We start from the raw sequence: 12,620 nt of genomic DNA on the forward strand, positions 1-12,620 counted from the left end.
CCCGGTATTACCGTAGAAATTCTCAATAAAAACACCGTTTCTGGTATCGCTTTTGTCAAAGAAACCCCCGCAGGAAAACGACCTGATGTTTTCTGGGCCAGCGCTCCCGACGCTTTTGAAGTGCTTTCTCAAGATAAACTCCTTAGCAAAATCAGCGATATTGCGAATCCGGACGTACCGAATACGATTGGTAGTTTTCCAGTCAATGATCCAGAGGGCTATTTTCTCGGGCAAGCCCTAGCCGGCTATGGGATTATGTACAACACCCGTTTTACCAAAGCCAAAAAGCTAGACGATCCCAAAACCTGGTCCGACTTGCTTAAGCCAGAGTGGTTTAATAATGTGGGGATTACCTCGCCCTCTCGCTCGGGTACTATGCACTTAACTGTAGAAACCATTCTGCAAGGCGAAGGCTGGGAAAAAGGTTGGAACACCTTATTGCGCATGGCTGGAAATAGTGCAGCCTTAACCGATCGCTCTTTTGGTGTGCCTGATGGTGTGAATAACGGTCAGTTTGGCGCTGGACCTGTGATCGATTTCTTCGGCTTATCCAGTAAGTTTTCTAAGTTCCCTGTGGAGTTTGTTTACCCAGAGGAAACGGCTATTGTTCCTGCCAACATTGCCCTCATTAGCGAATCCGCCAACCCCGAGGAGGCAAAAAAATTCATTCAATTCACATTAAGCCCTGAGGGTCAGGAACTGCTCTTGTTACCACAAATTTCACGCTTGCCCGTTTTGCCCTACAGCAATATGCAAAATATCCCAGAGGGCTATCCAGACCCGTTGAAAATTGTTGAGCGCAGTACGGTTAAGTTTGATGTTAACCTGTCACAAAGCCGCTACTTTATTGTTCAGTCCTTATTTGACCAAACGATTACTTTCCGCCATAAAGAGCTGCAAGCCGCCACCAAAGCCATCTTAGATGCCGAGAAAAAACTAGGAGATAGCCCCTCTGCCGAAGCAAAAGCGCGCCTAGATGAATCTAAACAATTAGCATGGATGCCTTTAGTGGATGAAAAAGCGGTTCAAGAGGCTACGCTTGTAGACTTATTCAAAGCTGATAAAAAAGATCCCAAAGTGAACCAACAGCTCTCGAAGCTACAGGGAGAATGGAACGAGCGGGCCAAGAACCAGTACGAAAAAGCAGAAAAGCTCGCTAAGGAAGCAGCACGCTTGTAATTTTTTAGCCACCCCGATTCTGCGTCGGGGTGGGCACTGTTGTCTGTCTAGTAGAGTGGCTTTCTATGGCTCAATCTTTTTCCTCTCGCTATCCAGCCGGTTTAATGCTGGTTGCTGGCCTTGTTTTAGCGTTTTTAGTCTTATTTTTAGTCATTCCTATTGGGAATGTTTTTTATACCGCTTTTGTCAATGCGGATGGCCAGTTCACATTAGGGCACTTTAGTGCATTTCTTCATCAAAGCCTTTTAACCGAATCATTTAAAAATAGCTTATATGTGGCTGTGATGGCCACCGTCTTTGCCTCGCTCATAGCTGTACCTTTGGCCTATTTTACGATTCGCTTTCGCTTTAAAGGCGCATTGATTATTCAAACCTTAGGTATTCTACCGCTCATCATGCCACCTTTTGTTGGTGCGGTGGCGATGCAGCTCATTTTTGGACGTTCCGGCTCCGTTAACCTATTGCTTGACGATTGGTTTGGTATCACCTTGCCCATTATGGATGGGCTCAATGGCATTATCTTTGTCGAAGCCATTCACTATTTTCCTTTTATTCTGATGAATCTTACCGTCGCCCTACGAAATATCGATGGGGCCATGGAAGAGGCAGCAGTAAATCTAGGCTCCAAAGGCTGGCGTTTATTTAGACGTATTATTTTCCCTTTAGCACTGCCCGGTTATGTCGCGGGGGCCTCCTTGGTTTTTGTCAAAGTTTTTGATGACCTTGGTACTCCTCTTGTATTGGGCATCACAAATATGCTCGCACCACAAGCATATTTGCGTATCACACAAGTCGGCATCGATGACCCCCTCGGCTATGTCATTAGTGTCATCATGATCGCCTTTTCTATTTTGGCTTTATGGTTATCCGCTCGGGCCTTGAAGGGCCGCGATTACTCCACCATACAAAAAGGAGGGAACGCAATCCAACAGCGCGAGCTCAGTACTGGACAATCTATTCTCGCCTATGCTTGGATTGCATTTATTTTATTACTTGTGCTCTCGCCGCATATTGGCGTGCTCCTACTTTCTTTAGCCACCGTTTGGAGTTTTGCCCCCTTACCCGATGGTTATACATTGGCGCACTACGCTTCGGTATTCCAAGACTCTAAAGGCATGATTGCTAACACCATGCTCTATGGTGGTTTGGCCGCGTTGATTGATGTCATTCTTGGGACCGCTATTGCTTATATTATTCTGCGCACCAAGCTGCCAGCGCGACAAACTTTGGACTGGATCGCCTCCGCTGCCCTTGCTGTGCCAGGTTTGGTTTTAGCTATTGGGTTATTACGCACTTTCCGTGATGTGGAAATCCCAGGGCTTGGGGTCGGCTTTACTTCGACGTGGGTCATTATTATGATCGCGTACTCTGTTCGCCGTTTACCCTATGCTTTACGTTCATGCATGGCGGCTTTACAGCAAGTCTCCATTAGCCTCGAAGAGGCTGCTGCCTCTGTTGGGGCGAATCGGTTCAGTACCATTCGACGAGTGGTTATTCCTTTGATGGCAGGCGGAATATTGGCTGGTTTTGTCACCAGCTTTATGACCGCAGCCGTTGAGCTATCAGCCACGATTATGCTTGTGACTCGTGATAGCGATGCACCGATGAGCTATGGCATCTATCTTTATATGCAAAGCCCCTCTGGCCGTGGCCCTGGTGCTGCACTCGGTGTGTTAGCCGTTATTGTGGTTGCTATCGGCACCTATGCCTCGCATTTGGTAGTAGAGCGCACCTCTGCGCGCCAACGCCCCTCTCAAAAAAACTAAAGGCTGATTATGAAAAAAGTGAGTGTTGAATGCCGTAATATCCGCTTGGCCTACGGTAAAACAGAAGTTCTGAAAGACATTAATTTAGTAATTGAACCCGGTGAGTTTTTTGCTTTACTTGGTCCTTCGGGTTCAGGCAAATCGACTTTACTCCGTCTTATTGCTGGATTTAATCAGCAAAATTCTGGACAACTACTTGTCGATGGCGCTGACATTAGCCATGTTCCCCCACATAAGCGAAATATTGGCATGGTCTTTCAAAGCTATGCGCTTTGGCCACATATGAGTGTGTGGGATAACGTGGCATTTGGTCTAGTCGAACGACGCCTACCCAAAGCCGAGATTCAAGAAAAAGTGCAGTCCGCTCTTGAGCTCGTCGGCTTAGAGGCTTTTGCTACGCGCCGCCCCAATGAGCTTTCAGGTGGGCAACAGCAACGCGTCGCCCTTGCTCGTACCATTGTGATTGAGCCTCAGGTTTTATTGCTGGATGAGCCACTCTCTAACCTAGATCAAAAGCTACGAGTACAAATGCGACAAGAATTACTCGCCCTGCAGCGACGTCTTGGTATTACCACCATTTTTGTCACTCATGATCAAGAAGAGGCCATGACCACAGCCGATCGCATGGCCGTTATGGATCAAGGTATTGTGCAACAAGTCGGTACACCCGCCAATTTATTCGACTACCCGTGTAATCGCTTTGTAGCTAACTTTGTGGGTACCATGAATATGTTAGAAGGTCAGGTGCAAGAGCGCTCAGCCAATATGCTACAACTGCACATCGATGGCGTAGGCTTATTGAAAGTCCCCTTAGTTGACGAGGGCTCCGTTCCAGAACAAAACCGCCTTGCCGCCAGCTTTAGGCCCCACACTGTGCAATTAGAAAGTGGGAATATGAACAAAGGCAATGACGCAAGATATATTTGGATCCCTGGTACCGTCATCCGTAGCGAGTTTTTAGGGGAGTTCACTCGTTATGAAATTCAATGCGGGGAAAAAACCATTATTGCTGACCAATCTCATTATTCCGGTTTGCCACAGCATACTGTTGGTGCACCTATTTCTATAGGGATAGAGCCTACTCAAATTCGTCTTCTTCCCATTTAGCCATCATGGAAATCAACCAGCTCAAAGCCTTTGTGACTGTAGCTAGACTCAGTAATCTAACTCGCGCCGCAGAAGCTTTGTGCTTAACGCAGCCAGCGGTAACGGCACAAATCAAAGCTCTGGAGCAAAGTCTTGGTTTGGCTCTCTTCGAGCGGAGTTCGCGTAAAATGGCTATTACCAAAGCCGGCGAGCAACTGTTGCCCACGGCAGAGCAGCTTTTATCTCTGGCTACGCAGATAAAAACCACAGCCACAGAGCTTCAAGGAGAGCTCAGTGGTCAACTGCGTTTAGGTATTCCAGGTGAGCATTTAGACTTTTTACGCTTGGGGGAGCTTGTACAGCGTATTCATCACGGGCTACCCTTAATTGAGCTGGAAACCATGATTATGCCTGCCGACACGCTCTCTGAGCACGTCGCCACAGGACAGTTACAAGCCGCTTTTATTATTAGCCCTCATCCGCCCTTAGATGTGTTTTGGCTACCCATTCGTAGCGTCAGCTTTAGGGTTGCCGTACCCGTAACCCTCTACCCTCAACTCAAGCTAGGGGGGTGGCAAGAGCTAGCACAGTTACCATGGCTGGATGGCCCATTAGGTAGTCATATTCATTATCTACTACGAGACCTCTTTGAGCGACGTGGACTCACGCCTCGGGTTATTATGCATAATGACAGCATGGCTCATTTTGATACCTTAGTCAGAGCTGGCGCAGGTTGCGCACTCATTCGCGAGGAGATCGCCTTACAAGGTGCGCAAAAAAACCATTTTGCTATTTGGGGGCATGCTAAAGCTGATGCCCTCTTAGGTTTTATTAGTGCTAATGAAAATGCTCAAACGCCACTCATTATGGCTCTTGTTTCCATGCTAAAAGACATTTGGTCTTTAGACTCCACCATTAACTCTATTTAATTTACTAATGACTAGAACTGAAATTTGGTTAATTCGCCATGGGGAAACCGATTGGAACGCCGAACAGCGTCTACAAGGCTGGCGCGACATCCCGCTAAACGATGTTGGTAAGGCTCAAGCCCTTTCCGTACAACGTTATTTAGAGCAACAGCGTATTGATTTTGACGCTGTGCTAAGCAGTGATTTGCAACGCGCCATTCAAACTGCTCAAATCGCCTTTGAGCCCTATGGTTATCAGGTCGAGCAGTTATCCATGCTACGTGAACGTAACTACGGCATCTATGAGGGACAACCTTGGCAACAGCTTATTCCCCTGCCTGGTCGTCAAGCCCCTACTATTAATCTACGCGATCCACAAACCGAGATCCCTGAAGGCGAGTCTTTACCTGTTTTTTATCAGCGTATTATTCGTGCCTTTAATCAAATCGCCCAAGATCGTCCCCAGCAAAAACTTGCTGTGGTGGCACATGGAGGTGTCATTGATATGGTGTGGCGCCATATAAAAAATATCGATTTAACTAGCCAGCGCCCCTACAAAATCATGAATGCCAGTGTCAATCATTTTAGGATTACGACACAGCAGTGGGAAGAGGTGGCATGGGCCCAAACAGACCATATCGAGATGGCTAACGAAGGGTTATAAAAAAAGCCGGACAATTGTCCGGCTTTTTAATCATGGGCTTAACCGCCGTGCATATCTTGCAAGGAATACACCAACAAGCCCTCGCCATGACGCATATACTGTAAGCCCTCTACAGCAGCTAACGCCCCAGCAATGGTTGTGTAGTAAGCCAAGTTCGCAGCCAAAGCATGGGTACGAATCGTGCGTGAATCGACAATAGCGTTTCGACGCTCTTCTACCGTATTAATCACTAAGGCAATTTCACCGTTTTTCATCATATCTACGATATGAGGACGGCCCTCGGTGACCTTATTGACAGCTTTTACCTTTAGGCCTGCCGCCTCGATCGCTGTTGCGGTACCCCGTGTGGCAACAATATTAAAGCCTAAGTCAATCAGCCCACGTGCCACTTCGACGGCTTCTGCTTTATCACTGTCACGTACACTAATAAATGCCGTACCAGATTTGGGCAGATTTACACTTGCCGCCATTTGGGATTTCACAAACGCTTCGCCAAAGCTACGTCCTACCCCCATGACCTCGCCGGTGGATTTCATTTCAGGACCTAAAATCGTATCCACACCAGGGAATTTCACAAAGGGGAAAACGGCCTCTTTAACAGCGTAATAACCTGGTTTGGCTTTAGCAGAAAAGTCCAAATCAGCGATTTTCTTGCCAGCCATAACTCGCGCTGCTAACTTGGCCATTTGTAAGCCTGTGGCCTTAGAAACAAATGGCACGGTACGTGAAGCACGCGGGTTCACTTCTAGGACGTAAACCTCGTCGTCCTGAATCGCAAACTGCACGTTCATTAACCCTTTTACGTTCAAGGCTTTGGCCATTAACGCCGTTTGGCGACGAATTTCCTCGACCACTTCATCGGATAAGGAATACGGAGGTAAGCTACATGCCGAGTCGCCGGAGTGAACCCCCGCTTGCTCGATATGCTCCATGACACCGCCCACAAAAACATCGGTGCCATCCGCAATACAATCCACATCGACCTCGGTGGCGTTATTGAGGAAGTGATCCAACAGCACGGGCGAATCATTGCTGACCTTAACCGCCTCTCGCATATAACGCTCTAGATCCGCTTGCTCATGGACGATCTCCATGGCTCGCCCACCCAATACATAGCTTGGACGAACGACTAGGGGATAACCAATTTCTGCAGCTAAAGCTAACGCCTCGCCTTCGGTACGAGCAGTACGGTTTGGCGGTTGACGTAGACCTAGCTTATGCAAGAGTTTTTGGAAACGCTCGCGATCCTCTGCGATATCAATCGATTCGGGGCTAGTACCAATAATTGGCACCCCATTGGCCTCGAGCGCGCGAGCCAATTTTAATGGGGTTTGACCACCGTACTGCACAATCATGCCCACCGGCTTTTCCACATGGACGATTTCTAATACATCCTCGAGCGTTAGAGGCTCAAAATAAAGACGATCAGAGGTATCGTAATCGGTGGAAACGGTTTCAGGGTTACAGTTCACCATAATGGTCTCGTAACCGTCATCGCGCAACGCCATGGCGGCATGCACGCAGCAATAGTCAAACTCAATCCCTTGACCAATGCGGTTCGGCCCGCCCCCTAGCACAATAATTTTCTTACGATCTGTTGGCTGAGACTCGCACTCATCCTCATAGGTCGAGTACATATACGCGGTATCAGTAGCAAACTCGGCGGCGCAAGTGTCCACTCGCTTATAAACGGGACGTACGTCTAGCTGATGGCGCAGCTTGCGAACCTCGGATTCTACCGTGTCCAGTAAAAACGCTAAGCGACGATCTGAAAAACCACGGCGCTTTAAGCCCAACAAAGTATCACGATCTAAGTCAGCTAAGGTTTTTTGCTCTAGCGCGAGCTCAATATCAACAATTTCTTTGATTTGCGCTAAAAACCAGGGGTCGATTTTGGTGATGGCGTGGACCTCGTCCAAAGACATGCCTTGAGCAAATGCGTCCCCTACATACCAAATCCGCTCAGGACCAGGCTCGCCAAGCTCAACTTGGAGTTTTTCGCGGTCCGTGGTCATTTGATTCAAACCATCCACACCGACCTCTAGGCCTCGTAGCGCTTTTTGGAAGGACTCTTGGAAAGTCCGCCCCATAGCCATGACCTCGCCCACGGATTTCATCTGTGTCGTTAAGCGCGAGTTAGCTTGAGGGAATTTTTCAAATGCAAACCGAGGGATTTTGGTAACCACATAATCAATCGTAGGCTCAAACGCTGCAGGCGTAGCTCCGCCCGTGATCTCATTTTGTAGCTCATCCAAGGTATAACCAACGGCAAGGCGCGCAGCCACTTTAGCAATGGGAAACCCAGTTGCCTTAGAAGCCAAGGCCGAAGAACGTGATACACGTGGGTTCATTTCGATAACGATCATACGACCGTTATCAGGATTCACGGCAAACTGAACGTTAGAACCGCCTGTGCTCACCCCGATCTCGCGCAACACAGCAATAGAGGCATTACGCATGATTTGGTATTCACGATCCGTTAGGGTTTGCGCCGGAGCAACGGTAATCGAGTCACCGGTATGTACCCCCATTGGGTCTAAGTTTTCGATGGAACATACAATAATGCAGTTATCCGCGCTATCACGGACGACTTCCATCTCGTATTCTTTCCACCCAAGCAAAGACTCTTCGATCAGCAGCTCGCTCGTTGGTGAAGCTTCGAGACCACGACGGCAAATCTCTTCGAATTCTTCCATGTTGTAAGCAATACCACCGCCTGTTCCACCCAGGGTAAAACTAGGACGAATTACAACAGGGAAACCCGAAGTGCCAACGTATTCCGCGATCTCGCGTTGTACCGCCCACGCCTCTTCCATGCTGTGCGCGATCCCGGATTTGGCAGACTCTAGACCAATTTTGGTCATCGCGTCTTTGAATTTTAGGCGGTCTTCAGCTTTATCGATGGCTTCGGCATTGGCTCCGATCATTTCCACGCCGTATTTTTCTAACACCCCATGCTCAGCTAAATCCAAAGCACAGTTCAGCGCGGTTTGCCCACCCATCGTGGGTAACAAGGCGTCAGGACGCTCACGTTCAATGATTTTTTCAACGGCCTGCCATGTGATAGGCTCAATGTAGGTGACATCCGCCGTATCCGGATCTGTCATGATGGTGGCGGGGTTGCTATTGACTAAAATCGTGCGATAGCCCTCGGCTTTTAAAGCCTTACAAGCTTGGGCACCGGAGTAGTCAAATTCGCAAGCCTGACCAATAATAATTGGTCCAGCCCCGATAATAAGAATACTTTTTATATCTGTACGCTTAGGCATAATGATCTGTCTGGCAATTAAGCCTGTTGGTTAGCCATCAGGCTAATGAATTGGTCAAAAAGTGCTGTCATGTCACGGGGGCCAGGGGTGGCCTCGGGGTGACCTTGAAAACCAAATGCGGGACGATCGGTAAACGCTAAGCCTTGTAAGCTACCATCAAACAGTGACACATGCGTCACGCGTACATTTGCGGGTAAGCTATCTGCATCGATCGCAAAACCATGGTTTTGGCTGGTAATAAAAACACGACCGTCATCCAGTTGTTTAACTGGATGATTCGCTCCATGATGACCGGTTTTCATTTTGACGCTCTGTGCGCCTGCCGCCAACCCAAGCAGCTGATGGCCTAAACAAATACCAAATAAAGGCACTTTTTTATCTAAAAAAGTTTGGGTAGCTGTTATCGCGTAATCACAAGCGGCAGGGTCGCCTGGACCATTTGATAAGAAAACGCCATCTGGATTCAAGGCCAACACGTCTTCTGCGCTGGTCTGAGCAGGTACTACCGTGATACGACAGCCCCGATCGGCTAACAAACGCAAAATATTGGCTTTGACCCCAAAATCATAGGCCACGACATGTAAAGCATCGGTTTCAGGCTTGGATTCTGTAAAGCCTTGGCCTAGTTGCCAAGAGCCTTGGGTCCATGTTTTTTGGTTAGAAGTCGAAACCTCTTTTACCAAATCCACGCCCTCTAGGCCGGCAAAAGAACGGGCCAACTCAATGGCCCGTTCTGTGTCATCACCCACGAGAATACAAGCACTCTGGGCACCTTTTTCACGCAAAATACGCGTGAGCTTGCGCGTGTCAACGCCAGCAATCGCTACAACACCCTGCTCTTTGAGGTAATCAGGCAAAGATTGGGTGGAGCGGAAATTGGATACGCGTAATGCGCAATCACGTACCACTAACCCTGCGGCTTGGATGCCTTCCGACTCGGCATCTTCGGGATTTACCCCAGTGTTACCAATGTGTGGATAGGTTAGTGTAACGATTTGACCTTTATAGCTAGGGTCAGTGAGGATTTCCTGATAGCCGGTCATCGATGTATTAAATACGACTTCAGCTACCGTATAGCCCTCGGCACCAATGGCATAACCTTTAAATATGGTCCCATCAGCAAGGGCTAGGATCGCACTTCTAGCATTGGACTCGTCAGGAAAAAGAGACGGCAGCACGTTTAAACCCCGGTTCAAAATTTACAAATAAAACTTAACGATTATACCCCGACTTCGCATGGGGCATAAAGCACATATCGTGCAGTAGCAACAGCGCTACAAACCTATTAAAAATAGTCTACATTAAGAGACTATCCTGTTTTGCTTTTTTTTGGCGACTTATTATGACCACTTTGCTTGATTCTTTGCGTCAATACACAACGGTCGTGGCCGATACTGGAGACTTCGAGGCCATGAAAGCCTTTAAGCCTACGGATGCAACGACCAACCCATCGTTAATTCTCAACGCCGTCCAGCAGCCTGCTTATCAGCATTTACTGGTCGAAACGATAAAACAACACCCTAATGCCAATGCGGCTGAGCTCAACGATGCCCTATTAGTCGCCTTTGGAAAAGCCATTCTCGATATCGTTCCAGGTCGGGTGTCTACAGAAATCGATGCGCGTTTATCTTTTGACACGCAAGCCAGCATTGAACGCGCGCGCTACATTATCCAGCAATATGAACAAGCAGGCATCGATCGATCCCGCGTACTTATTAAGCTGGCCTCCACCTGGGAGGGCATCCAGGCTGCCAAACAACTCCAAAATGAAGGGATCCAGTGTAACTTGACCCTGCTCTTTTGTTTAGCCCAAGCTATTGCATGCGCTCAAGCCAAAGTTACACTGATTTCCCCTTTTGTGGGGCGTATTTATGACTGGTATAAAAAACAAGCTGGTACTAGCTGGGACGAAGCCGCCCATGCCGGCGTCAATGATCCTGGTGTCAAGTCGGTACGCCAAATTTACGACTACTTTAAAGCCTATGATGTCAAAACAGAAATCATGGGCGCTAGTTTTCGTAATACGGGACAAATTCTAGCATTAGCTGGGTGTGATTTGCTAACCATTAGCCCAGGCTTGCTGAGTGAGCTAGCCAATACTCAAGGCGAAGTCACCAAACACCTTGATGCCACTCAATCCAAACATGCAGCACCAGAGTGGCAGGCCAGTAATGAAATCGTATTTAGAACGGATCTAAATGCGGATGCCATGGCAACAGAAAAACTGGCTGAGGGAATTCGCTTTTTTATTCGTGACGCCATCGCTCTTGACCAGCTCATCGCACAAACTAAAGCCCGGGTATAAAAAAGCGCTCTTTGATGAGCGCTTTACGTGCTTTTGCGCTCCATCAATGCCCAAGCAATCGTACTGGCATCGACATATTCCAGCTCGCTACCGGCGGGCACGCCGCGTGCGAGCCGGCTTAGCTTGATGCCTTGACCACGTAAGAACTCGGCCAAGTGATGGGCAGTGGTTTCGCCTTCTGCCGTGTAATTCGTGGCTAATATGACTTCTTTGACTGCTGATTCCTGCGCACGGTTCGCTATGCGCTGAAACTGCAAATCTTTAGGCCCTACCCCTTCGAGTGGAGCCAAACGCCCCATCAGTACATAATACAAACCGTTATAGCTATGGCTAGCCTCGATCATATTTTGATCAGCAGGCGTTTCCACGATGCATAATAAGCTTGGGTCACGCTGTGGGTTCGAACAGGTTAAGCAGACCTCTGTTTCACTAAAACTATTACAGCGCTGGCAATGCACAAGCGTTGTTGTGGCCTGATCCAAAGCGCGACTAAGTGTCTGCGCCCCCACGACATCATTCTGCAATAAGTGGTAAGCCATACGCCGTGCCGTGCGCTCCCCCACACCAGGTAGGCGTTTAAAAGCATCTATCAAATCACGTAACGGCGCAGGCTCAGGTAATAATATGGTCATTTAAAACGGGAAAGACATACCGGGAGGCAAAGGCAAACCGGCTGTAATAGCGGACATTTTCTCTTGAGAAGTGGCCTCGGCTTTACGCAAAGCGTCGTTAACAGCCGCCGCGACTAAATCCTCTAACATGTCTTTATCGTCCTCTAACAAAGACGGGTCAATATGAACACGACGTACATCATTACGGCAGGTCACCGTAACTTTAACCAAGCCCCCACCTGCGGCACCCTCGACTTCGAGGTTGGCGAGCTCATCTTGCGCCTTTTTCATATTTTCTTGCATTTGCTGCGCCTGACGCATCAAGCCAGCGAGTTGTCCTTTCATCATAGAAAATCGTCCTAAATCATAAAATCATAGAAAGAGCTGCGGCGGGGCATTATTTAGCCCGGATCGAGCCCGTGACAATTTGAGCATCAAACTGCGCTTCGAGTGCTAGTATAAACGGATTTTGCTGCGCATCGTTTTCTGCTTGCTCTTGGCGCTGTTGACGTAGTGCCTCTGCCTGAGCAAACGCTGTTTCTGAACCCGTGTCACCATATTCAATATGGAGCTGTAGCGCACGCCCAAAATGTTCGTTTAACACCGTATTAATACGGGCTTTGGCTTGGCTATCATCAGCAGAGCGAATGGCAGCACGCAAAACCACTACATTATCCTCAAATGAGACCCACTCTGTTTGTTGAGCTAGCTCCGCTGCCCACCCAGATAAAGGCAGTGTTGTCGCTAATTCAACCCAATCAGTTGCAGTCACTTGCTCCGGCGATAAGCGCTTTGTTGTTGGCAAGTCCAACGCTGCTACCGCTTGTTGTAC

11 protein-coding genes are annotated in these 12,620 nt (G+C 48.4%); 6 read left to right on the top strand and 5 right to left on the bottom strand.

The genetic code is table 11. The annotated features are described in order from the left end of the window. From Q1V74_RS05100 to Q1V74_RS05120, 5 genes are all read left to right on the top strand, one after another. On the top strand, nucleotides 1-1,179 hold a 1,179-nt coding region (locus Q1V74_RS05100), incomplete at its 5' end, for an extracellular solute-binding protein (RefSeq protein ID WP_300647351.1). A 65-nt stretch (nucleotides 1,180-1,244) separates the two neighbouring features. Beyond that, nucleotides 1,245-2,945 carry an iron ABC transporter permease gene (locus tag Q1V74_RS05105; protein ID WP_260649209.1) on the top strand — a complete coding sequence of 567 codons (1,701 nt, stop codon included), beginning with the start codon at nucleotides 1,245-1,247 and terminating at the stop codon, nucleotides 2,943-2,945. A gap of 9 nt (nucleotides 2,946-2,954) precedes the next feature. Beyond that, nucleotides 2,955-4,052: an ABC transporter ATP-binding protein gene (locus tag Q1V74_RS05110; RefSeq protein WP_260649210.1), complete on the top strand. Its 1,098-nt coding sequence runs from the start codon at nucleotides 2,955-2,957 to the stop codon at nucleotides 4,050-4,052. Nucleotides 4,053-4,057: 5 nt separating this feature from the next. After that, a complete protein-coding gene (locus Q1V74_RS05115; protein ID WP_300647352.1) occupies nucleotides 4,058-4,960 on the top strand; it encodes a LysR family transcriptional regulator in 903 nt (300 codons plus the stop codon). A 7-nt stretch (nucleotides 4,961-4,967) separates the two neighbouring features. Next, nucleotides 4,968-5,603: a histidine phosphatase family protein gene (locus Q1V74_RS05120; RefSeq protein WP_300647353.1), complete on the top strand. Its 636-nt coding sequence runs from the start codon at nucleotides 4,968-4,970 to the stop codon at nucleotides 5,601-5,603. Between the two features lie 38 nt (nucleotides 5,604-5,641). Here Q1V74_RS05120 and carB read toward each other — a convergent pair whose 3' ends face one another. Continuing rightward, nucleotides 5,642-8,872 carry a carbamoyl-phosphate synthase large subunit gene (carB, locus tag Q1V74_RS05125; protein WP_300647354.1) on the bottom strand — a complete coding sequence of 1,077 codons (3,231 nt, stop codon included), beginning with the start codon at nucleotides 8,870-8,872 and terminating at the stop codon, nucleotides 5,642-5,644. 17 nt (nucleotides 8,873-8,889) lie between these two features. Continuing rightward, the gene (carA, locus tag Q1V74_RS05130) at nucleotides 8,890-10,050 is read right to left on the bottom strand and encodes a glutamine-hydrolyzing carbamoyl-phosphate synthase small subunit (protein WP_300647355.1); all 1,161 of its coding nucleotides are present in this window, start codon (nucleotides 10,048-10,050) and stop codon (nucleotides 8,890-8,892) included. A 164-nt stretch (nucleotides 10,051-10,214) separates the two neighbouring features. Here carA and tal point away from each other — a divergent pair, with 164 nt between their 5' ends. Next, nucleotides 10,215-11,177, top strand: coding sequence for a transaldolase (tal, locus tag Q1V74_RS05135; RefSeq protein ID WP_260649215.1), 963 nt, complete (start codon nucleotides 10,215-10,217; stop codon nucleotides 11,175-11,177). 23 nt (nucleotides 11,178-11,200) lie between these two features. Here the strand turns inward: tal and recR are convergent, their stop codons facing one another. The 3 genes from recR to Q1V74_RS05150 form a co-directional block, all read right to left on the bottom strand. Further along, a complete protein-coding gene (recR, locus tag Q1V74_RS05140; protein ID WP_300647356.1) occupies nucleotides 11,201-11,809 on the bottom strand; it encodes a recombination mediator RecR in 609 nt (202 codons plus the stop codon). Beyond that, a complete protein-coding gene (locus Q1V74_RS05145; RefSeq protein ID WP_260649217.1) occupies nucleotides 11,810-12,136 on the bottom strand; it encodes a YbaB/EbfC family nucleoid-associated protein in 327 nt (108 codons plus the stop codon). A gap of 49 nt (nucleotides 12,137-12,185) precedes the next feature. Next, nucleotides 12,186-12,620: DNA polymerase III subunit gamma/tau C-terminal domain-containing protein (locus Q1V74_RS05150; RefSeq protein ID WP_300647357.1), on the bottom strand; the 435-nt coding region annotated here is incomplete at its 5' end.

This window comes from Paenalcaligenes sp. (genome assembly GCF_030152715.1).
In the GTDB taxonomy this organism is placed as follows: Bacteria; Pseudomonadota; Gammaproteobacteria; order Burkholderiales; family Burkholderiaceae_B; genus Paenalcaligenes; species Paenalcaligenes hermetiae.

Excerpts from the sequence above, each read along its gene's own strand:
- carB (WP_300647354.1), bottom strand. The coding sequence starts at position 8,872 with ATGCCTAAGCGTACAGATATAAAAAGTATTCTTATTATCGGGGCTGGA.
- Q1V74_RS05110 (WP_260649210.1), top strand. The coding sequence starts at position 2,955 with ATGAAAAAAGTGAGTGTTGAATGCCGTAATATCCGCTTGGCCTACGGT.
- Q1V74_RS05115 (WP_300647352.1), top strand. The coding sequence starts at position 4,058 with ATGGAAATCAACCAGCTCAAAGCCTTTGTGACTGTAGCTAGACTCAGT.
- tal (WP_260649215.1), top strand. The coding sequence starts at position 10,215 with ATGACCACTTTGCTTGATTCTTTGCGTCAATACACAACGGTCGTGGCC.
- Q1V74_RS05145 (WP_260649217.1), bottom strand. The coding sequence starts at position 12,136 with ATGATGAAAGGACAACTCGCTGGCTTGATGCGTCAGGCGCAGCAAATG.
- recR (WP_300647356.1), bottom strand. The coding sequence starts at position 11,809 with ATGACCATATTATTACCTGAGCCTGCGCCGTTACGTGATTTGATAGAT.
- Q1V74_RS05105 (WP_260649209.1), top strand. The coding sequence starts at position 1,245 with ATGGCTCAATCTTTTTCCTCTCGCTATCCAGCCGGTTTAATGCTGGTT.
- Q1V74_RS05120 (WP_300647353.1), top strand. The coding sequence starts at position 4,968 with ATGACTAGAACTGAAATTTGGTTAATTCGCCATGGGGAAACCGATTGG.